The 23,506-nt window shown below is 37.9% G+C and carries 17 protein-coding genes and 1 pseudogene; 4 read left to right on the top strand and 14 right to left on the bottom strand.

The features are described from left to right. Positions 1-177: 177 nt before the first annotated feature. The 4 genes from LQ203_RS04115 to LQ203_RS04100 form a co-directional block, all read right to left on the bottom strand. The gene (locus tag LQ203_RS04115; RefSeq protein WP_230155945.1) at positions 178-639 is read right to left on the bottom strand and encodes a hypothetical protein; all 462 of its coding nucleotides are present in this window, start codon (positions 637-639) and stop codon (positions 178-180) included. A gap of 391 nt (positions 640-1,030) precedes the next feature. Beyond that, positions 1,031-1,351 carry a hypothetical protein gene (locus LQ203_RS04110; protein ID WP_230155944.1) on the bottom strand — a complete coding sequence of 107 codons (321 nt, stop codon included), beginning with the start codon at positions 1,349-1,351 and terminating at the stop codon, positions 1,031-1,033. A gap of 344 nt (positions 1,352-1,695) precedes the next feature. After that, positions 1,696-2,121, bottom strand: coding sequence for an OsmC family protein (locus LQ203_RS04105; protein ID WP_230155942.1), 426 nt, complete (start codon positions 2,119-2,121; stop codon positions 1,696-1,698). A gap of 349 nt (positions 2,122-2,470) precedes the next feature. Continuing rightward, entirely contained in the window at positions 2,471-4,096 is a 1,626-nt protein-coding gene (locus LQ203_RS04100; RefSeq protein ID WP_230155940.1) for a family 14 glycosylhydrolase, read from the bottom strand. A gap of 457 nt (positions 4,097-4,553) precedes the next feature. On the opposite strand from LQ203_RS04100, the pseudogene LQ203_RS04095 reads away from it, so the two are divergent. Next, positions 4,554-5,170 (top strand): annotated as a pseudogene (locus LQ203_RS04095) (transposase); the annotation flags it as partial. Positions 5,171-5,301: 131 nt separating this feature from the next. Here the strand turns inward: LQ203_RS04095 and nirD are convergent. Together nirD and nirB (LQ203_RS04085) are read right to left on the bottom strand one after the other, a co-directional pair. Continuing rightward, positions 5,302-5,619 carry a nitrite reductase small subunit NirD gene (nirD, locus tag LQ203_RS04090; RefSeq protein WP_230155938.1) on the bottom strand — a complete coding sequence of 106 codons (318 nt, stop codon included), beginning with the start codon at positions 5,617-5,619 and terminating at the stop codon, positions 5,302-5,304. A gap of 17 nt (positions 5,620-5,636) precedes the next feature. Then, entirely contained in the window at positions 5,637-8,054 is a 2,418-nt protein-coding gene (nirB, locus tag LQ203_RS04085) for a nitrite reductase large subunit NirB (protein ID WP_230155935.1), read from the bottom strand. A gap of 255 nt (positions 8,055-8,309) precedes the next feature. Here nirB (LQ203_RS04085) and LQ203_RS04080 point away from each other — a divergent pair, with 255 nt between their 5' ends. Beyond that, positions 8,310-8,585, top strand: coding sequence for a MerR family transcriptional regulator (locus LQ203_RS04080; RefSeq protein WP_290370518.1), 276 nt, complete (start codon positions 8,310-8,312; stop codon positions 8,583-8,585). Between the two features lie 317 nt (positions 8,586-8,902). On the opposite strand, the gene cobA is transcribed toward LQ203_RS04080, so the two are convergent. The 4 genes from cobA to LQ203_RS04060 form a co-directional block, all read right to left on the bottom strand. After that, on the bottom strand, positions 8,903-9,682 hold the full coding sequence (gene cobA / locus LQ203_RS04075; RefSeq protein ID WP_230155933.1) for a uroporphyrinogen-III C-methyltransferase: 780 nt from the start codon (positions 9,680-9,682) through the stop codon (positions 8,903-8,905). A 114-nt stretch (positions 9,683-9,796) separates the two neighbouring features. Further along, entirely contained in the window at positions 9,797-11,947 is a 2,151-nt protein-coding gene (locus tag LQ203_RS04070; protein WP_230155929.1) for a molybdopterin oxidoreductase family protein, read from the bottom strand. Between the two features lie 109 nt (positions 11,948-12,056). Further along, a complete protein-coding gene (nirB, locus tag LQ203_RS04065) occupies positions 12,057-14,378 on the bottom strand; it encodes a nitrite reductase large subunit NirB (protein WP_230155927.1) in 2,322 nt (773 codons plus the stop codon). A 48-nt stretch (positions 14,379-14,426) separates the two neighbouring features. Beyond that, positions 14,427-15,632: a nitrate/nitrite transporter gene (locus LQ203_RS04060; protein WP_230155925.1), complete on the bottom strand. Its 1,206-nt coding sequence runs from the start codon at positions 15,630-15,632 to the stop codon at positions 14,427-14,429. A 682-nt stretch (positions 15,633-16,314) separates the two neighbouring features. Between LQ203_RS04060 and LQ203_RS04055 the strand changes: the two genes are divergently transcribed. Further along, positions 16,315-16,857, top strand: a complete 543-nt coding sequence (locus LQ203_RS04055) for a ribonuclease H-like YkuK family protein (protein WP_230155923.1) — start codon at positions 16,315-16,317, stop codon at positions 16,855-16,857. Between the two features lie 269 nt (positions 16,858-17,126). On the opposite strand, the gene LQ203_RS04050 is transcribed toward LQ203_RS04055, so the two are convergent. The 4 genes from LQ203_RS04050 to LQ203_RS04035 all read right to left on the bottom strand — a co-directional run bounded on the left by LQ203_RS04050 (position 17,127) and on the right by LQ203_RS04035 (position 22,125). Further along, positions 17,127-18,608: a UDP-N-acetylmuramoyl-L-alanyl-D-glutamate--2,6-diaminopimelate ligase gene (locus LQ203_RS04050; protein WP_230155920.1), complete on the bottom strand. Its 1,482-nt coding sequence runs from the start codon at positions 18,606-18,608 to the stop codon at positions 17,127-17,129. A 526-nt stretch (positions 18,609-19,134) separates the two neighbouring features. Further along, a complete protein-coding gene (locus tag LQ203_RS04045) occupies positions 19,135-20,385 on the bottom strand; it encodes an MFS transporter (RefSeq protein WP_290370517.1) in 1,251 nt (416 codons plus the stop codon). Positions 20,386-20,828: 443 nt separating this feature from the next. Then, complete coding sequence (locus LQ203_RS04040) at positions 20,829-21,710, bottom strand: mechanosensitive ion channel family protein (RefSeq protein WP_230155919.1); 882 nt, start codon at positions 21,708-21,710, stop codon at positions 20,829-20,831. Positions 21,711-21,732: 22 nt separating this feature from the next. Then, positions 21,733-22,125, bottom strand: a complete 393-nt coding sequence (locus LQ203_RS04035) for a sporulation protein (RefSeq protein WP_230155917.1) — start codon at positions 22,123-22,125, stop codon at positions 21,733-21,735. Between the two features lie 705 nt (positions 22,126-22,830). Between LQ203_RS04035 and LQ203_RS04030 the strand changes: the two genes are divergently transcribed. Further along, a complete protein-coding gene (locus LQ203_RS04030) occupies positions 22,831-23,364 on the top strand; it encodes an IseA DL-endopeptidase inhibitor family protein (RefSeq protein WP_230155915.1) in 534 nt (177 codons plus the stop codon). The last annotated feature ends 142 nt before the right edge of the window (positions 23,365-23,506 follow it).

The raw sequence follows: 23,506 nt of genomic DNA, 5'->3' as shown, positions 1-23,506 counted from the left end.
CCTACAAATTTATGTATTTCAAAACGCATGAAACCAATGATTACAAGGTTGCGTTGCAATTGGACTAGTGGAGTATAACGTAAAGGTAGACTCTAAAAACTAAATATAAACCCAGCATTCGGTGCTGGGTTTAAGTCAGGATTTCATACTCTATTTAGAAATCCTTATTAGGTTATATCACTTTTCAATTTCAAGCGTCTTTATCATTTGTCTTAATGCTCCAAGGTGATAAGCCGAGTGGGCAATGGTAGCGTTGACATTTGTCAGCCAATTCTCTAAATCGATTGTATCGATCTCGGTCAAAAGAGTTACGTATTCCCTGTGTAATCCCTTCCTGATTTCCGACCATTTCTCCTCATCAACTTGAGTTATGGTCCAGCTAGCATCCCAATCCTTTTCAAAATCTACGCCACGTATCATTGTTCGAATTACCCATAAATAATAACGTGTATGGTCCGAGTGAGCAGCTATTGTGGAACCATTTATGGAAAGTGAAGCATCTTCTGCGGTTAAGCCCTCAAGTGTACCAAAAATACCTGTATTAGGTCTTGAATCAGTATAATAACTCCCTCCATTTCCCGGCCCCTCAAACGTTTCTTTCAAAAGCGTTTTTATTGAACTCGCCCACGTCTCGCTCATCCCTATTCCCCCTCAAGAGTTTTAATCAACTTGCATTCTTTTATAATACACTAGAAAAATAGATAATCGTTTTTGTTTTGTAAAATAAATCCAAACACAATAAATTAATGAGTAACAAACTCATGTATATACAAGGTGGAAAAACACTGAACTCTAAAAATTCAAGTAGCCCTGTATATCAGGCGCAAATGAAAACTATAAAGGGCTTTTACTGCTGGGAACAGTTCAAACATTCCGTTAAAAGGGGAGATGTTCGACCTTCTTGGTCGCGTGTACGTAATGAACAATAAAAAAAGACCATTCCTTAAATTGATAAGGAATGGTCTTTTTTATCTGAATACATAAATTAAATCTGGAAAGTTAACAACGTAATGTAAAGGCTTTAAATATTTTAGTAGCTTTTCAAACGCTCCTCCAGAGACAAAATTCTAAACCTTAGTTCTTGATTCGAATCTAAGCACCCTATTACAATCTGATTATCTTCCGTAATGGTGACATACCTGAAAGTTTCATCACCATGAATCTTTATTTTTGTTTCCAATGTTGTTTCCATTTTTGCAAAGACATGATCTGTGTACGTAAGCGGAAGAAAATCATCTAATCCTTCTTCAGGGCTACCAAGCCATTTAAACATGAAATCTTTCAATGAATATTGTTCTATCATAGATAAATGATCTTTGAAATTCAATTTGTCTATTGTTATCTCTTTCAACTTAACCACTCCTCAACAGTATATAAAGTTTATATCGATAAACTCCTAACATCAAGGGTATTCCAATGACAAAGGATTACATTTAGATTACTTGCTGACTAACTTGCTTACTAAATAGACCATCTTTACCGATAAATGGTTTAGAATTAAATGATGTAGTACACCAACCAAATAGATATCGACATTCCGTGGAATAACTTCCTTCGGGTTTTCATGTTAGGGTAGTTAATGTTTTATGTTTAAAGTATCCGTTATCAAAATGATCATTTTTGTCAAAAACAGCCTCCGTTTAGTGAAGGAAACGGAGGCTGTTTGTCAATACATAAAATACTTTACACTAAACCTTATAACTTTTTATTTCCTTTAACACCATTTATAGAATAGCTCATGATAATATTTGCATTCAATGAGTGGTATACGGAACAGTACGTATTTTTCGATAACTGGATTGCACGGACCACTTTATCTTCAGGCAGTTCCCCCTCGAGGATATAGTGGATATGAAAGTCGGTAAACCGTTTTGGATGATTTTCTGCGCGTGATCCTTCAATTTCTATTTGAAAACCAGTTGTATCAAATCGCATTTTTTTTAATATCATTACAATATCAATTCCAGTACACCCCGCAAGTGAATGTAAAAGTAACTCTGTAGGTCTTGCTCCACTATTTGTTCCGCCTGATTCTTTGGCAGCATCCATCTTTATTTCATGCCCTGAGGGAGTTGTGCCAGAAAAGGCCATTTCCCCTTCCCATGTAATCATTGTCTTCATTAATGTCATTCCTCCCTTTCTAGTTGCCCGAATAAATCGTTAACATGTCTATTAAAAGTAATTAAGAATCGATTAGTCTTACATAATATTTCCCGTGATTTTTATCCCCTTCAATCAGTGTTACATTTCAAGATCGTCATTTCATGAGGGCCGAAAAAAGGGATCTATACCTTCTATTCTTCCCACAAGCCCTTCTTAGTTAGTCATACTGATTTTGGTTTGTAAAATAGAAGAAACGATTTTCTGAATCATCATTGTATATTTCCTTGGAATCTTATAACGATATCGTTTTCCAGTTTCATTCAACCGTTCCTTTGCTTTCCTATTCCAAGGCTTTTTAAATCTTCATCTACCATGAAGTTTTATAGGTTCCGTTGCCCTTTACAGGAGTTTTATAGCTATTATTTTCGCCGTCTTGCCATGTAATATTCCCATTTTCATCTTTCATGACGAACTTGAATTCATAGTAACGATCTGCGGCTAAATGGAATGTTCCGCTCCAGCTGCCTTCTGGATTTTGAGTGAGCTTATATTCGTATTCTTCAGGCTTCCACCTGCCGATTTCCCCTCTATCACCAATCAAGTAAACACCATGATTCGGTTTGGCAGGTACATTTTCAACAGTGAATGTAACGGTTATTGATTTCCCTTCCAATTTATCTACCATCAGCTTGAACTCATCTGTTGGATTTCCATCTTCATCGAATAAATTAGACATTCTTAGGAAGGTAAAGGCTTCAAAATCATAGTTAAAAATCATTTCTGCAATATTATCAAAGCCCCCTTCATTATTGATCACCGGGAGTGCATTTTCGCCATTTAGAGAAATCCCTTTTTCATTAGCTAAATGAGCGATTTGGGTAACCAATGTTTTTGGAGCGCTATAATATGGTGCTGTATGTGCGTTTTGATCTCCCATTTCCAAACAAGTGAATGTAAGGGCCATATTTGACTTCTTAAATTGATCAAGTAGTTGGGAATAGTTATAGTACCCAGCACTATACTCAGCTGAGTGCGGCATGAGCGGATCATTCATTTTCCAATGGACACCTGAGATCTTAGCGCCAATTGGTACGTTAAAGACTTCATCAAAATGTTTATGGGCAAATTTCGAGATTTTTGAAAGGTGCTTTTCAAGAGTACCTTGATACCACTGCATAAAGTCGTTACCGAATTGTGTGTCGATTGCTCCACCTCTAGTGAAAAACTCATCCCCATTAATAGGTGGTTGAATCTCATTCCAGTTTTTATACTTTTTGCCCCAAGATGCATTTAGTTTTTTTATAGTTGAATATTTTTCTTTCATGGCAAGCCTGAAATCCCGTTTTGCACCCTCCGTATAAACTTGAAGCTGTCCCCTTTCAGGGTATTCCCAACCATCTGCATTTTGATAAGAAGGATATCTTAGTTCTCCTGCTGGACCCGCACTAAGATATATTTTAACGATTAGATCTTTTTTATCAGCAAAGTTCTTTGCAAATGATTTGTACAATTCGTCATATTGAACGGCTGTACCTTCCCACCAAGGTGCAAGTACTTCTTTATTCCAATAACCTCTTTCACTCTTGAAGGCCATGTTTTCGGCAGTGTCTTTATTCCAGAGCCAACTTGGGATAGGATAGTTGCAATCATCCCCCACATTACCGCCACATTGATGCGTAGATAAAATGGGCACCCATTTTAAACCGGAAGCTTCCACTACTTCCCCATACTTTTTATAATAGGACCAATCAAACTGATTATCCTTTTTACTTTCGACCATTCCCCACCATATATCTGTTGTTATTGCATATACTCCATGTTCCTTCAATTGAACCAACTCTGCTTTAAATGCATCCCAATCTGTTATTTCGCCCAATGGGGCCATCACATAAAGCCTGTAATCTGGTTTTACTTCTGCAATTACAGGTGAAGTACTTGATGAAGGAACAAAATACAGCATAAAGGTAACAACACCTATAGATAAATTTTTCAAAAAAAAACACCTCTTCCCCATACTGATAGTAGAAACCGAGACTAAATTAAAATTCAAAACATAGGGGTCATGTTGCAAAAGCGTTTCCTTCTTTATAAAAAAGTTGTTCCTATAAAAAAAGTATATTTCACTTGGAAATATTTATCAATTAATAGTGGGGTTTTCTTCAAATTTCCTTCGCAGTGTAATTGCAAGCAGGCTTCCCATTTGTTCATTTGGATGCTCACTTCTCAAAAAAATAAAAAGGGCTATCCATTTCAGAATGTAGACAATTTAAACGTTAATTTCCCCTCCAGGCACTCGCTTTCCGCGGACGATCTCCCGTAGACACGCTTTTCTAAGCAGGAGTCTCGCACCTTCCGCTCCAATCAACTTATTTATAAATTTAGATAGAACCTCTTTTGCTTTCAGTCTTTTTTGTTTTAAAATGAAAGTAAAAAAACTTGAGGTGATGAGGATGCTTTCTAAACATGATTCTATTCAGCGAGATCAACTTGAAGTGATTACTTTTGATCAATTGGTTCCAGCGAATCACTTGGATCGAAAAAATGGAGGCGGCCATTGACTTTTCTTTCATTTATGATTTGGTAAAAGATATGTATTCTGAGGTAGGACGCCTTCAAGATGAAATAAATCAAGTTCGTGAAAACCATGAAAAAAAGCCTTTTCCACCAGATAAATTTGATAAGGTAGAAAACAAAGCAATTAAAAAAAGTAAAACAGATCTTGAGAGTGGCTATTATGTGGGAGATGAAGGAACAAAACAGTTTGCCTATTCATTCCACTCGACCGCAGACCGCAACGGTTTTGTATTAAGAACGATTGTAACACTGGGTAATACACATGACAGTCATATCTTAGAACACTGTTGAACAAGTGATTGAGAAGGTTGGAAAACCGGAAGCAGTTGCCGCAGATGCAGCTTATAAAACGCCAGCGATTACTAGCTTCCTATTAAGCAAAGAAATCACCTGCTTTCCCCTATACACGTCCTCGCAAAAAAAAGGATACTTTCGCAAACATGACTATGTTTACGATGAACACTTTGATGGTTACCATTGCCCTTCGGGCGAAAATTCTAAAGGGATTTCAAAAGGGGTTCGGAATTTTTTAATTCCGAACCCCTTTTGTCTACAAACTGAAATGGGTAGTCCTTAAAAGGGCTATCCATGTTCCCGATCAACCTTTTTCTTTTACATTCAATTTTATAAAACAATATAAACATCACCATTTTCTATTTCAACATTGAATGTTTTAACGCAGCCATTATCAGGTTTTTGGACTTTTCCATTCTTGACACTGATTTTCCAGTCATGCATCGGGCAAAAGACGTGATCACCACTCACAATGCCTTCCACCAGAACTCCACCTTTATGTGGGCACCGATTTTCAATAGCCCGGAATTCACCATTAGCTAAATGAAAAAGAGCAATTTCTTGAGAGCCTATGGTTACTGTTTTCCCCAGATTTTTTGGCATTTCCTTTACTGTTGAAACCTTTATCTTTTGAAGCGTTTTCCCCATTTAGGCTTCCCCCATATTCATTTATTTGATATAGCTGGAATTTTCACTTTTTGAAATAAACCGGTTTGGATCGCATTGCTCTCAATGATTTCTTTCCACGGTTCTTGCAATACAGATAAAGCTTCATTTAAACGTTGATTAAGCTCAATCCTTTTTTGCTTATCACTAGTAATCGCCTTAATGGAATCGACCCCTACACGCTCAACCCAGACAGACGTTCTTTCTAAATAATTGGCTGTCTCCCGATAATGTTGAATGTATGCACCTGTAATTTCAATTACCTCATCACTTGTTTTCACCTTGCATAATAATTCAGCGGCTCTTAAATGGGTTCCGCCGTTGCCGCCAATATAAATTTCCCACGCACCGTCTACACCGACAACACCAAGATCTTTGATACCGGATTCAGCACAATTACGAGGACATGCAGACACAGCCATCTTAACCTTATGCGGTGTGCCTACACGTTCAAATTTCTTCTCCAGGGCAATGCCCAGCCCAATTGAATCTTGGGTGCCAAAGCGGCAAAAGTTTTCACCGACACATGTTTTCACAGTTCGGAGGGTTTTTCCATATGCATATCCAGAAGGCATATCCAGGTCGGCCCATACACTTGGAAGGTCTTCTTTTTCAACACCGAACAAATCTATTCTTTGCCCGCCTGTAACCTTAAGTAACTTAACATTATACTTATCGGCAACATTTGCTATTTTCCGTAATTGATCAGGATTAGTGACGCCCCCATACATTCTTGGCACAACAGAAAATGTGCCATCCTTTTGAATATTTGCATGCAGTCTTTCATTGACATAGCGGGATTCTTTTTCATCTTCATATTCAACAGGATGAATCATCCCTAAGTAATAGTTCAGTGCCGGTTTACACTTCGAGCATCCGTCACTTGTATTCCAGCCGAGAACATTCATAACTTCTCGAGTATGGGTCAGATTTTTTTCGCGTATTTCAGCAACAACCTCATCTCTGGATAAAGTGGTGCACGTGCATATGGATTCCTTCTGGTTTGACTCACTGAAATCAGCGCCCAATGTCATCTCGAGAATATCACCGACTAACGGCTTACATCCTCCGCACGATCTTGAAGCACTTGTGCAGCCTTTTACTTCCTCAATACTCGTTAACCCATTAGATTCGATAGCCGTCATGATATCGCCTTTCGTTACTCCATTACAACCACAGATGATATCTTCATTTGACATCGTAGTGACCAGGCTGACACTGGGTCCTTCACTCGCTCCAACTTCTAAATATTCGGAAACTTCAGCATTTTTATTAATCATGCTCAATAGGTTATTGCTTTCTGTGGTATCCCCGAATAATACCGCACCAGAAATTCTCCCATTTCGAATCATTACTTTTTTGTAAGTACCATTCCATTCATTAAATTCCTTGATTGATTTAGCTTGTTCATCCTCGAAAATTTCTCCAGCCGAAAATACATCAACACCGGATATTTTTAGCTTAGTAGAGAGCACTGAACCCTCGTAGGCTTTGCCTTCCATCCCGCAAATCCTTTTGGCTAGTACTTTGCCCTGTTCATAAAGGGGAGCGACCAAACCATATACCATCTCACGGTGTTCCGCACATTCACCAACCGCAAAAATATTCGGGATTCTAGTTTGCATATAATCGTCCACGATAATTCCTCGATTGACAGGGATGCCGCATTTTTGGGCCATTTGAACATTTGGTTTAATCCCAACTGCCATGACCACTAAATCGGCGCTGATTTCATCGCCATCACTAAAGCGTAATCCTTTAACATCAATTTCACCTAAAACCTCTTGAGTCTGCTTCCCCAGATGAAAATTCATTCCCTGGCTTTCAAGTTCCCTTTGCAGCATTTTTCCTGCTGTTGGATCTAACTGCCTATCCATCAAATATTCCGAAAGGTGAATAACCTCTACCTGCATTCCTAGATTTAAAAGACCCCTGGCTGCTTCAAGACCCAGTAATCCTCCACCAATAACTGCAGCCTTTTTATTGCTTTTTGAATATTCAATCATTTTTTCGCAATCTTCAATATTTCGAAAGGCTGTCACTCCTTTTTTATCCGCCCCCTTTATAGGTAGTATGAAAGGGATTGATCCGGTAGCTAAAATTAATTGATCATATTCGACTTCACGATTTGTATCTGAGTAAATGATTTGCTTTGCCATGTCGATGTTCATGACCGTTTCACCTGAAAAAAGTGTAATATTGTTTTCTTTGTACCAGTTCCAATCATTTATTGTTATATCATCTATCGTCGTAGCCCCTTGCAATACATTCGATAGTTGGATTCGATCATAATTCGGATGTGGCTCACTTCCGAAGACAGTAACCTCAAACATTTCTGGTTGAATTTTCAAAATTTCTTCTATACATCTTACTCCAGCCATACCATTCCCAATGAGTGCCAATTTCTGCTTAGCCATGTTTTTTCCCCCAATAAGATTTTTTTGAAAGGATTATGTGTTTGATTATAGGTGAGGTCACTATTTATAACAACAAGTGTGTTATAAAATCTTACATGATTTTTGAAAATTAATAATTAATGTTAGTTTTTATTACAAATATTCAGAAAATTAGGATATAATAACCTTATTGAACTAGCATTAATCAAAAATGAGGTGATTTTCATCGTCCAGCAAAAAGAATCTTATATAGACAGAAAAGTAATTTCCATAGGAGTGGTCAGAGAATTAACCGGACTATCAGATAGACAGATCCGCTATTATGAAGAAAGAAAACTAGTTTTCCCCGAAAGGTCTAAGGGAGGTAACCGTAAATACTCTTTTTCCGACGTCAAGGCATTAGTGGAAATCGCCGATAAAATAGAGGATGGAGTACAAACCAATGAAATTAGACAGGAAAAATTAAAAGAAAACAAAAAAATCGAACAGGAAAAAATGCGAAAAAAAATGCTGCAAGGTCAATTAAATGCTCACTTTGGGATGCGCAATTGATTTTGTGTCACTTCCGGCAATATGTACGATTCAATTTTGTTCAATAGCGCACATGTTCAGACGCCGATAAACCTATTCCCGAATTTACACCTTGCTTTTTCGCCCTAAAGTTTGTTTACTAATCTAACATTGCTAGGGATATGGCATCTTCCATGTCCTTTTTTCATTTACTGGAGATTCATAGCGATAAAGGGGAGTCTCACTTTGTTCGGTCGATATTATTTCATTAACGAAGTGAGACCGAATTCCTAAAATGGGATTTTGAACTGACCTCTTTTATCCGAGGGAACTAGCTAGGTAATAAAGAATGACCAAATTCATTCCTTCTGTACGAACTCCTTATCTTTTGTCCTTTCTGAAAACCATGATAATGTACCGGATAATTTCACTACTTCTCCTATTACAATCATTGCGGGATTGGAGATCCCCTCCCTTTTAACAACCTCCACAATTGTATCGATCGTGCCTGTAACGGTCCGTTGAAAGCCAGTCGTTCCTTGTTCAATAACCGCTATAGAGGTTTTGGGTTTCATTCCACATGATTGTAATTGACTGCATATATAAGGAAGGTTATTAATTCCCATATAAATAGCAATCGTGTCAACACCATGTGCCAAATGGTGCCAGTGGATGTTATCCAGTTTACCGTTCTTACAGTGTCCTGTGACAATTGCAAAGGAACTTCCCCACTCCCTATGCGTCACGGGAATTCCCGCATAAGCTGGCGCAGCAATTCCTGATGTAATTCCAGGAACTATTTCAAATTGAATACCGTGCTTTACAAGCTCTTCCGCTTCCTCAGCGCCTCGTCCAAATATGAAAGGATCTCCCCCCTTTAAACGAACGACCATTTTCCCCTCCATTGATTTACTGATTAACAATTGGTGAATTTCCACTTGGGAGACACAATGTTTACCAGGCGCTTTACCACAATAAATGAATTCAGCATCCTTCTTGGCGTATAGCAGCAAATCACGATTTACCAATCGATCATACAGAATAACATCTGCTTGCGCGATGCATTTGGTTGCTTTGACAGTTATTAGATCTGGATCCCCAGGTCCGGCACCAACAATATAAACCTTACCTTTTCCCATACTATTGCCCCTTTTTTCATGAGTCATGAACAAATGCTTTTTCCTCGAAATTTCATTCGGGTGTGTATTTTAATCTTCATTGAAACAGCATAGAACCTGCCTTGTTATATCACTTTAATTCGACGCTTTCTCAATAATAGGATTCACGTTTACCGCACTGACTTTAAAACCAGGCATTTTGCATGTCGGGTCTAAATCCTGCGACACGAGCCGATTGACATTTTGTGAGTCTGCCCAATGAAAGGGAACGAATATAGTATCATGACGAATGGTATCTGACCATTTACTTCTTACAACAATACTTCCCCGCCTTGATTCAATTTTGACCAAAGAATTGTCTGGAATGTGATATTTCTTGGCTGTATCCGAATGAATTTCCATAAATGATTCAAAATTTCTTGCTGCCAATGATGAGCTTTTTCTCGTTTGTACTCCTGTTAAATATTGTGACATGACCCTTCCAGTTGTTAAGTAAAGGGGAAACTCCATACATGTCCGTTCTTTTGGAACAATAGGCTCATTATTAACGACAACCATAGCTGCCTTTCCATCTGGGTGCGCAAAAGACGATTCGAATAACCGTTTTGTCCCTTTATGGTCAAGGTTTGGACATGGCCACAAAATGCCTCCTTCTTTTCTTAGACGATCATACGATATACCATAATAATCAGCAGCTCCCCCGCGGCTTGCCACTCTTAACTCGTTGAAAATCTCTTCTGCAGATTGAAAGGAGAAATGCTCCCCTTTTCCAAGAACTTTTGCTATGTCGCAAATGATTTGCCAATCATGCTTTACTTCTCCCGGTGATGAAAAACTTGCTTCCCTCAAGGTGACTCGTCCCTCTAAATTTGTCATCGTTCCTTCATCCTCCAAATAAGAAGAAGTAGGTAAAATTAAATCTGCCAATCTAGCAGTTTCTGAAACAAACATATCTACTGCGACAAGAAACTTTAATTTTTTCAAAGCTTTTTTAACAAAGTTAGCATTAGGGTTAGAGACAATAGGATTAGAGCACATTAAAAACATGCCGGTAATTTCACCTTCATTTATTTTCTCTATCATTTCGAATGCTGATACACCTTTTCTTGGCAAATCATCAACATCGGTTCCCCATATTCTTGCCATATGTAATCTGTGTTCTTCATTTTCAATCATACGATACCCCGGCAGCTGGTCTGCCTTTTGGCCATGCTCTCTTGCTCCCTGTCCATTTCCCTGTCCAGTAATTGCTCCATAACCCGAATTTACTTTACCGATTTTGCCTGTAGCGATAAGAATATTAAGGAAATTACGAACGGCCGCAGAACCATCTGTTTGTTGCTCAACACCCCTTGCTGTAAAAATCATCCCTGATTTTTCTTCCCCGAAGATTGTAGCTGCTTTACGGATTTGTTCGCTTGGAACTCCAGACAACGATGCAATCTCTTCCAATTTTAAAGAGGAAACATACTCTTTAACTTCCTTAAAGCCATTTGAACGTTCCAGAATAAATGTTTCATCAATAAGCCCCTCATCAATGATTACTTTCAATAATCCGTTTGCTAAGGCGGCATCCATCCCAGGTTTTACTTTCAGATGTAAGTCAGCCATTTTCGTTGTTGCTGTTTCTCGCGGATCAACAGCAATGATATATGCCCCATTCTCTTTCGCTTTCTCAAAGTACGGCATGATTGTCGGTTGGCATTCCGCGATATTTGTACCCGCCAAGATAATGCACTTTGTGAACGGAACTTCTGACAAGCTATTGGTCAGGCCCCTGTCCATACCAAATGTTTGACTTGCAGCAGAAGCAGCCGCGGACATACACAAACGGCCATTATAATCAATATACTTTGTCTTCAAAGCTACTCTTGCAAATTTCCCGAGTAAATAAGCTTCTTCATTCGAAATGGAGGCACTTCCGTAAACGGATAATGCATTTATACCATCTTCCGTTTGAATCTTATTGAAATTCTCCTTAATATGGTTTAATGCTTCCTCCCAAGATATGCGAACAAATTCACCATTTTTTTTAAGCAAAGGGTATTTAATTCGATCGTTATGCAACGCATGTTGGTGTGCATTCATGCCTTTAATGCATAAGCGCCCCTCTGAGGTTGGATTATCTTTTCCAATTGTCATATACTTTTTTCTTGTGACTATTGTTTGTTCCAGCAACTGCATCTTACATTGCACGCTGCAAAATGGACATTGTGTATCATATCTTTTTTCTGATTGGACTTCAATTTGCTTCATACGGAAATACTTTAATAGTAATTCAGTCAAGTCTCCCACCCTTTACTCATGGATTTCTTTGGAACGTTTTCATCTTTAACTGACATTTACCGTATGTCTTAAAGCAAAGAAAGGTGTACTTGCCACTGCTTTCTCCGAGCTACGCCATTTCCAATCGTTGAGACAGTTGCTGATTAAGCTCTTTATCAAATAATACTTCCCTAACATGAATTAATCCCACTCGTTCAATCCATTGCCAAGTACGTTCTAAATAGTTAGCTGTCTCACGATAATATTGAATAAAGCCGATGATGATTTCAATCGCTTCTTCATTTGTCCTGGCTACACATAACAGTTCACCGGCACGTACATTACGCCCGCTGCTTCCGCCCACATAGATTTCCCAGCCCCTGTCAATGCCCATAACTCCTATATCTTTCGTTGTTGATCCTGCACCATTATGCATACAAGCGGATATGCCCATCTTTATACGGTAAGGTGTTAATAGATGCTCCAATCTTTTTTCCAAGTCTACAGCAAGTAAAATGGATTGTTGTTTATCACAATGGCAAACATGTTCCCCGATACATGTTTTGACGTTGTGAACGGTATTGCCATATTTCGAACTTAACGGCATATCTAAATCAGCCCACACACCTGGAAGGTCTTCTTTTTTTACACCCATTAAATGAATCCTTTGTTCACTTGTTATGGCTAACTGCGATATATCATATTTATCTGCAACATTTGCAATTTTTCGCAAGTCTTTCGCATTCGTCATACCGCCGTACATTTGTGGGATAACAGAGAATCTGTCATCACTTTGAACGGTTGCATTCTTTTGTTCGTTTATGTAAAGAGTTTCCTGTTCAATCTCATACTCTGGATGAATCATTCCTAAATAATAGCTCAGGGCTGGCCGGCATGTTGCACAACCTTCGCTATTTCCCCAATCCAGAACATCCATCACTGCTTGAACAGATGTTAAGTCTTGAAGCTGCATTTGATACACCACTTCATCTTCCGTTAATGTCGTACATGAGCACATTACCTTTTGTATCTTAGAATCATCAATAGGATTACTTTGAATAAATGCCAAAAGCTCGTTCACTGCCGGCTTACACCCACCGCAAGAACCGGAAGCCTTTGTACATTGTTTAATTTGTTCCACAGTTGTTAACCCTTTATTTTGAACGGCATCAATGATTGCCCCTTTTGAAACAGCATTACAATTGCAAATGATTTCATGATTTGCCATAGATGCGATTACACCCTCACTCGTATCTGATGAGTGAAACAGCATACTTTTTGCCTCTGTCGATACTTCTTGCCCCTTTAAAATCAGATCAAGTAATCGCGAGCTGACCTTTGTATCTCCATAAAGCACAGCACCTATGATTTTTTTCCCTTGAAAGACCACTTTTTTATAAATACCATCTAATTCATCGAAAGTTGTGATTGATTTCGTCGTTTCATCCCCTAGGAATTGTCCAACAGAGAATAACTCAACACCTGATATTTTCAACTGGGTCGAAAGCACCGAACCCTGGTATCCATGGCATTTCATCTTACAAATGTGCTTTGCCAGCACTTCTCCTTGTTCATATAGAGGTTTCACCAGTCCATAAACAATGCCCTGATGTTCAGCACATTCACCCACCGCATAAATATGAGGGATGCTTGTTTCTAAATGGTCGTTTACAATAATGGCACGATTTGTATCAATTCCGCTTTCTTTGGCCAACTGTATATTCGGTCTGACTCCCGCAGCCATGACAACTAAATCGGCTTCCAGCTCCGTTCCATCTTTAAAACGGACTCGCTCTACACGCTCATTGCCGATTATCTCCTGTGTCTCCTTTTTTAAAAGAAAGTGCATTCCCTGGTCTTCCAACTCTTTTTGAAGCAAAACGGATGCCGTTGTATCAAGCTGCCTTTCCATTAAATGTCTAGAAATATGAACGACATTCACTTCCATGCCAAGATTTAGCAGCCCTCTCGCTGCTTCTAGACCTAATAAACCTCCTCCAATGACAACGGCTTTTTTATACTTCCGTGAAGTTTCAATCATCCTTTGGCAATCTTCAATCGTCCGAAAGGCAATAACTCCTTCTTTATCAAAACCGGTAACTGGAAGAATAAATGGGACAGAACCTGTGGCAAATATGAGCTTATCGTAGTGGACTTCCCTTTCTTTGTCTGTTTTTATCTTCCGAGTCTCTTTATCGATTTTTACGACCGTTTCTCCCGTGTATAATTGGATATTATGCTTCGTATACCAGTTCCGTTCATTTAGCGTAATATCTTCAAACGAGGTATTGCCTTGCAGCACAGACGACAATAAGATTCGATTATAGTTAACATGTGATTCACTTCCGAAAATAGTAATCTCAAAAGCATTCGGATCATTTCTTATAATCGACTCAATGCAGCGCAATCCCGCCATTCCGTTCCCTACTAAGACTAGCTTTTGTTTATTCATTTTATCCCCCCAACAAAAAATGAAAGAAGCCAGTATAACTACATGGATTTAAATCTTAACTGAATTCTTTCCAAGTACCCACGTTTTTCTCCATGAAAGCTGAGCTAGAACCAAGATCATGAACGCCACAATTCCAATTGCTGAAAACACTACAAATCCTGTAGCGTATGTTCCGGTAATCTGTTTTAATGTTCCAAGTATGTTAGGGACCAAGAATCCACCAACACCTCCAGCAGCTCCAACAATGCCAGTAATAAAACCAATTTCGTTAGAAAATCTCTGTGGAACTAACTGAAAGACAGCTCCGTTGCCCATACCAAGAAATAGCATTCCGATAAACAGTAAGATTGTAACGGTAGAAAATGAATAAAGAAAGCTAATTCCAAACATACATAATGTAAGTCCAATGAATAAAAACATAAGCAGTTTAACTCCACCTATTTTATCGGCAATAAATCCTCCCACGGGACGAAAAAAGCTTCCAGCGATGACACATAATGTGACAAACTCCCCGGCCCTTACTCTTGTTAACCCATACTCATCAACAAAAAAGATGCTTAAAAAGCTAGTAAACCCAACAAATCCCCCAAAAGTAACACTATAGAGAATACAGAAATACCAAGTATCTCTTATTTTAAATACGTTTAAATATTCCTTGAGCGGTTTTGCAGGCGGTTGAGATGGCGCGTCCCTTGCGATTAAAATATAAATGACAAACACGATGGTTAAAGGAATCAATGCTAAACCCATCACATTATGCCAGCCAATAGACTCTGCAATACGCGGCCCAAACAATGTCGCAAACAAAGTTCCACTGTTACCAGCTCCCGCGATGCCCATCGCAAGTCCCTGCAAGTGTGGGGGATACCAGCGGCTTGCCATAGGAAGTGCTGCAGCAAAACTTGCACCTGCCACTCCGAGTAAAATCCCAATTAAATATAGTTCTGCTAAACTTTCTCCGAATAACCATCCCCAAAAAAGTGGAATCATCGTAACAAGCATTCCTCCGATTGCAGTTTTTCGTGGACCGATGCGATCTGTCAAAAAACCAAGAACAAGCCGGAAAAACGAGCCTCCCAAAATGGGAATAGCTACAACCAGACCCTTTTCTGCTGGAGAAAGCCCGAAATCTTTTGTAATATAGACACCAAGCGCACCTAATAATACCCAAATCATGAAACTAATATCAAAATATAGGAATGAAGCTAATAAGGATGGGGCATGACCGCTTTTTTTAAAATCAGATATTTTCATTTTTCATCTCTCCTATGCTTTATTAATTGAATATTCGTTTATTTTACTATTATAAAAGAGAGATTTCTTGGTTTATGTAAGAAAACATCACATACTTTTTTTAATAGATATATAATACGGTTTTTTCAAGGAAGTTAGTAGAGAGAAATTCCATAATTGCAGGCTAGATTTCCGTCCATAAACCTCTAACTCTGCAAATCTTTAGGATCATGTCAGTATTCTTACTTGGGTGACATATAAATTCACAAATCGCTGCCGTTAAAGAAGGCTGCATCAATCATTACCTCCAATTGGCTTTTTTCGTAACATCCGTGACATTTCTCTAACAAAAAAAGTGAAGCACGGGTTCTTGGCTTCACTTCATTACATATTAAATATAAGGAGACGATAATATTCTATTGATGATTTTTAAGGATTTATATATATGTACCATGCGATACAATGAGCCTTCATCAGCAAGGTGACTTGTTCCACCAATAGCTCTAAATTGGAGTTTTCATTAAAGATTTTACAACCTTAATATGAACACATTCTTGCTTTATGATGAAAACATCTTTATCTGTGGGTTGGTTCTTCTTATTGCACAAAACAAGGATCCCCTTCATATGATGTATTTAAGGGAACAAGCAGATTTTTTTTCAATAGGTATTAATAGTCGGAGAAAGGTTGGGTGCAATAAAATATGAGGCAATATCCATTTCATAATATTCCATTTCAAAATCTCCAGGAAAAAAACATGTCATTTGAAGAGGTATTCGATCACATTGTAGATTTCATGAAATTAGATCCAGCGGGTAACTATCGATTAATGATCGGTACAGATTCGCAAGTACATAAAAAACATACGGTTTTCATTACAGGCATTGTGATCCAGCTGGTCGGAAATGGTGTGTGGGCTTGTATAAGAAAAGTGATGATACCAAGAAGGATGACGCAATTACATGAACGTATTTCCCATGAATTGTCGTTAACTGAGGGGATCGTATCCATGTTTACGGAGGAAAGAAAAAATCAGTTAATCGATATTGTCCTGCCTGCTGTATATCAAGGGGCAACATTCAGCATGGAAGGCCACATTGATATCGGGATTGGAAAACGGAACAAAACAAGTGAGTTCGTAAAAGAAATGGTTGCCAGGATTGAGTCCATGGGAGTGGAACCTAAAATTAAACCGAATGCTTTCGTTGCCTCAAGTTATGCAAACCGGTATACAAAGCAAGAGTAACTGTTGCCAAAAACAATAGGTTAGACGCCTAAGCGGTGAACATTTGGATTTATCTCTTCCCTCCCTTGTCCGTTTGTCGACAAAAGCCATTTCTAATTTTCACAATAATAGTGATTCGATGTTACACTATTTACAGTTTTTATTTTAGAGTTTTCCTTAACGATTTCTACCAAGGGTGTACAAGCTCTAACGGATCGTTATCTAACCAAATTTTGGAGAAGTTACTTTACGATAATGAACTGCATGCAGAATTCCTTAAGAATAATTTACTATTGATCAAAATAACCGATAAAATCCCCTTTGTTTTTATCTTGTGCATATACTACCGTTTCTTTGTCAGAAAATGTAGGCAGGCCAAAATTTTGTTTATATTTCTCAATTCCCTTTCCTGTTATAATAATCCAATCCCCATCCTTCCCTGCTTGTAACGCTTCCTGAATAGCAAAGGTCCTATCTGGAATAACCATCCCATTTCCAGAAGAGTAATCGCATTGAAGTTTATGGAGTGATGTTTCCATCACCTCCATCCCCTCTGTATTCAAATCATCCATCGTCAAAATTGATACATCACTTAGTTCTGAAGATACCTTAACCATTTCTGCCCTTTTGGTTGTATCTCGACCACCACGGAAACCAAAGATATGATAAATCTTTTCTGCCCCGCATTCTTTTGCAGTTTGAAGCATGTGATGAATGGCATCAGCAGTATGTGCATAATCGATGACAATTGTCGGCCCATCTTCTTTTTTATACATTTCAAATATCCCTGGAACTCCAGAAAATCGATTAAGAGAGAAGAGAATATCCTCTTTTTTAATCGGGAACATCTTCGCTACCGAATAGGCTGCGGTTGCGTTATATAAATTATGAAGTCCAGGCAATGGTAAATTGATTTTCACAGATACATGGTTCTCATTCAATGAAATAAAGGGGTTCTTTGCTGTGTTATAATTGGTGATCAATATATCGCACCGCTTGGATTTACCAAAAACGTAGGTACTGACTTTCTTCTCTCGTAAGTATTCTTGTAATTTTTCTCCCCAGAAATCATCTCCGTTAATAATCGCAAGCCCATTGGTTTTTAATTTTTCAAAAAGCAGTAATTTCGCCAGGAAATAATCCTCCATCGTTCCGTGGAAATCAAGATGGTCATGATATAAATTCGTGAAGACGCAGAAATCAAATTCAATTCCTTCTAAACGGTATTGGGCTAATCCATGTGAAGACACTTCCATGATGACAACCATGTCCTCACTAGCAGACAGTAAGGTATTCAATTCCACCGTACCGGGAGTCGTATTATGAGAATCGACTTTGTTTCCATTGATTATATGTTGTATCGTACCTATGACGGAACAGGATATTCCATTCTCTTCTAAAATTTGTTGAAGCATATAACTTGTTGTGGTTTTACCATTCGTACCCGTAATCCCTATCATTATTTTTTGATTGCTGGGATCCCCATAAAACCTTTTAGCGATTCCCCCTAATACTTTGCGGCTGTTCTTCACTCGTATATAAGGGACATCCAACCCCTTTATATCTCGATCCCCAACCACAACGGATGCCCCTAGACGAATGGCATCTTTAATGTAATTATGTCCATCTGCCTTATAACCGTTTACAGCAACAAAAATGTATCCATTTTTTATTTCCTTAGAGTTATCGGTTACACCTGTGATGAATATATCTTCAACGTCCTTCGGCAAAACCCAGTCGATTGTGTCTTTTATTATATCCTTAAGGATCATTACCTTTTCTCCTTTATTTTAGCTATTAGCATATTCCAAAATATGCGTCTCAAAAAAAGATTTTTATTAACATGCCATTTTTAGTATTCACCTGCACTCCAAAAATACTTGTCATTCAAGAATTTGTTTGATTGTAAAAATACAACTTTCTTTTATCTAATAACCTGGCAGTGAGAACCTCCTTGTCAAAAGGGTAACCTTTCATTTAAAACAAAAAAGACTGTAGGCACAAGTTGATTGGAGCATAAAAGTGCGGGACTCCCGCTGTAAGCGGTGACCTACGTTCCAATCAACGGATTGTAAAACCCATAAAAAAACTGTAGACAAACTCAATTTTCATCGAGTTTATCTACAGTCTGAGGCAGCCGATTCCGGCTGTCTTTCTTTAGGTTCTTTCTACATAGAATTGAAGACATTGACACACTGCAAGAAACTACCCCATCTTAGGGGAATTCCCTATATTGAAGAATGTAATCTCATAATCTCCAGTCAAGCTAATCACTCCACAACCCTTTTTTTAATGCTTCTATTGAACTTCCACGGATTTCGTTTCCATTTTTTGATTGTACAATGGCAAAATGAAAAACATCCCAAGAATAAAAAAGAAAGCCGCGATTTCAAATATGGCAACGAGTGAAAATTGCTCTTTCAACATACCTGCTGCGCTCATGGTCAATACCATCGAACCAGTGAACAACGGGCTTAAGATTCCATTGACTCTTCCAATGAACTCCCCTTCTGTCCTCTGCAATATCAATGTATTAATTCCGATTTGGATACAAGGCAGCATAAGCCCATTAAAGAATTCGGCGGTAAGTGTAATCCAAAGGTTTGTAGAAAGCCCCATTACCGCTAATCCAATGGCATTCATCAGCATTCCTAAGGCTAATAATCTCTGAGGCGCCACCTTTTTGGCAAAAATCATCACTCCAGCTCCGCCTAAAATCATACCAATGCCATTCACCATGAATAACCATTGAAGATTTTCCTTTGGCAAACCTAATTGTTCAGTAACAAGGAAAATCGAAAGCGGCTGAATGAAACCAAGTCCGAGGCCAGCTGCCAGAAAACATAAACCAAGAAGACTCAGTTCTTTTTTCCTCAACACATATTTCACTCCACTTTTCATTTCCTGCCATATTGTTGTTTTTACGGTATCCGCATCCAGTTTGCGATCTTTTGGAAGGAAAGCCAGCGCACCAGCGGAAAGTAAAAACGCTAGACCAGTAATCCCTATGGAGATGTTGATTCCGAATGATTGGAATGCAAATGTACCGAGGATCGGCCCTAAAACCATGAATACGGCAAATACAGTCTGGTATATTGACATCCCTGATTGAATTTGACTTTCCGGCAAATGCATCTTAAATAGCTTCATGCCCGATGGCTGTGAAAATTGTGAAAGTATCGCAGAAATCAAAGTTGCAAAAAATACCACTTTCCAAGTCCCGAAGATAAGGGCGATAAGCACAGCAAAAACGGATATTGCACTTAAAATATCACACCAAACCATCGTTTTTTTCGGGCTCCAACGGTCCGCAAACGTTCCTCCAATAAATGAAAAAATAAAAATGGGTGCAAATTCCGCTACTGAAATCATTGAAATGGCAAAGGCATCACCATTTGTCTGTTCCATGACGAATAACAAAACGGCAAAATTCCGTACCCATATCCCTATTTGTAAAAATAAGCCTGAAAAGATAATGGCCCGAAATACACGATTTGTGAATATGTTAGGTTCCTTATTACTTAATGGTACAGATACGTTTTTTCCCAATATAAAAACCTCCTATCAAATATCTGGACAGGAGGCAGTACAATACAAATTAAAAAGGCAAAATATCCCCAATGGGAGGAATACAATGATCTTTGTTTGTATTTTTAAGTACAGACTAATCCTATCCAGAAAAAAAGATCGTATTTAACACGCATTTTTTCTTAAAAAATAGGATTAAATGATCATTGTTTAAAGGTCACCCTTCCATTTTTTGTTAAGTTTATAATAATCGAATCATTCACATTAATCAAGGTAAATTTCATAAAAATCATGCTATTTTTTTGACCTAACTTGTTCAAGTCTTGTCTATATGACAGTCATTCTTCAAATGAAGAACCGTTATACCCTTACGCTTCCATTGGCAAGAGCTGTGGCCCTTTGAATGAACGCCTTTTTTTCATGACCCTTTCCCGGAATGGCACAAGTGAAAATGAGGATTCTTTTTAGTTCTCCATCAAACGTTCATGTTTTGGATTTGTCTGTACAAGTAAATGGGAAGATGGCATTTGAATTTGGTGCTCATGTAAGGCAGATATCATCTCAAACCTTACATTTCTTGCTGTTTCAAAGTAATCATCTGGTTTCACAAGCCCCACTAAACATAGCTCATATCCAACATATTTAAGATTCGGATTTAAATCCGTGATGCCGATATATCTAAAATCCTCTTCAGGTGTGCCGTCTTCCAGTCTTAAAAGGCTTTCACCATACTTCTCGTTGCAGATAAGACAGATATCTTCCAACAACCGTTTCACCTTATCAGGATTTTCTTGGTAACTAACCGTGATGCGTTCAATGATTCGCATTTTCCCTTTATTATAATTTTGAATCGTCCTGATTTCACTATGTGGAATGGTCAGCAGTTTTCCTGACCATTCCCGAATCTGCATGAACCGGATTCCGATTTCTTCAACCGTTCCGGAGCTTGTCCCATTAAATGTCACAAAATTCCCCACTCGGAATTCATTATCTGACAGCCTTACAAATCCTAATAAAATATCCTTTAGCATTTGCTGAGCGGCAAATCCGATAACGACCCCTACAATCCCAGCTCCAGCTAAAATTCCTTTTAGGTCTATAAACTGTCCAATCAAATAAATGAGGAAAAGCGCGGAAATGCCGTACCTAAGAGAAGAACGAGTAACCCCCTGTATCGTTTTTTCGACTTCTTCCTCAAAAAAATAGGACCTTCGAAAGAACCATTCAACCAATTTATTCAAAATATAATAAATGGCCAATAACATTAAAGCCAATATAAAAAGCCTCAATAATAAAAATTCTTCCAAATAATCCATAGCAAGCTCAGTTAATTTTAAGATATTCATGTTCTCACCTCAATTTCAACTCTTATTCAGAATCGATTAAAATCCAGTCATCATCCTTGCCTATTATCCCTTTATCAAGTATTAGTCTCGTTTTAAGGCGATAGGAAACACCTCGCTTATATGGCTCATTCAATATAGGCAAACAAAAGTTAAAAGGAATTTCATTACTTTCCCCTGAATTTATTTCTCTTGTTGACAAAATGGTGCTCGTCTTAAGGACTTCTTCCATTCCGGTAGAATGAGTATCCATAATTAAATCACATTCGATCCTCCTTATTCTTTGCTCCAAGGTACCACCCTTAATCAAGAAATAACCATTTATGCATTCACCAGATTTATACGTATTTTTCGGAAGGATTAAATCTATCTGTGCAGACCCTATTCCTAAAAGTAACAAAGATTTTCTCAGTATCAAAGAATACACTCCATTTATCATTATTTTTTTCTTTTATCTTCCAACTACTTAAACATTTCTTGAAAAGTCTTTATACTACAGACCTAAAAAAACCTTTACCCATTTTGGTAAAGGTTTTTTAACAGAAAATAGACCTTTACCACTAGGTAAGGTCTGGCTAACAACGATATGTTGCCAACAACACCGAGAGTATGTTACTCCGTAATGACGACATTGTTGTAAAAGCTACTCCCCTTAGGAGAATATATTCAAGTATATTGTTTATCATACGGTAAGATTGGAAAGATTGTCAAACCTTTATATACTATTAATTTAATAATCTGCCCAAAAATCGGGTTCATTGAGCATATGTTTATCGTAATGAAAATATATTGAATGTACTTGCTTGTTTATCCTAGAGAAAAGGTAATATTGAATATTTCAGAATCGGGTTTTAGGTGAACTTGAAAGGGTAATATGAATATAAGTAAACGCACTCTCACTCATAAATCACTTATGGGCACTTACAATGGGGTGAACCTTCCTTTTAGAAATATTAAAATGAACAGTTTGTGAATGTTTTAAAGAAAACTAAAAAAATATAATAAAATTTACAAGATTTCTCTTTTACTTATGGCAAGTTTATTGTAATATAAATGTAACAATTGTAATAGTAATTACACTTTCGTTACATAAGTATCCTAATATGGATTGGGGAGAGAAAGTATGAAAAAATTTTCAGGTATGCTATTATCCATCATCATTCTATTTTTCACATTAAGCTCGGGAGTTACAGCACAAACCACATCACAGAATTTATCTGACACAAATGCGTTAAAGATAGCCGATAATGCCAGCAAGCATTTTTGGAATGCATTACATGGATACAAAAGTCGTTCTTGTTCACAAAAAACGTTCAACTATAAAGGAACAGAGTATTCTTACCTTTGCCAAGAATTCAATACAAAAGATAAACTTGCTGACTACTTAGCAGAAACATTTACTAATAATGCAGTTGAAAAAGGGTTGTCAAAATATAAATACATTACCCATAAAGGAAAATTAGCCCGTCCTATCGGCGACGGCGACGGCATGTTAGAATGGAAAAAAGCAAAAATTAAATTGGTCTATCAAAAACTAAACGTTAGATCCTATAATTTAACTGTACCTACTGTCGACGGTGAATCTGTTAAAAGAACGGTTACCTTTTACAAGTCAGGATCAACGTGGAAAGTCAATCAGTTCGATGCAGTTCAATAAGTTCACGTCTTAATTGAAGTTCCTCTTATGATGTATAGTTAAAAACTATATGTCATAAGAGGTTTTTTATTTGCATGTTTTCCCACCTCAGTATTAAAGAGCTTCCCATTATTTATATACACCCTTCACTCTCTAATTGTTG

Source organism: Peribacillus sp. Bi96, from assembly GCF_918698115.1.
Taxonomy (GTDB): domain Bacteria; phylum Bacillota; class Bacilli; order Bacillales; family DSM-1321; genus Peribacillus.
The sequence above is the reverse complement of the archived record's forward strand: the minus strand, read 5'-3'. Positions and strand labels throughout refer to the sequence as shown.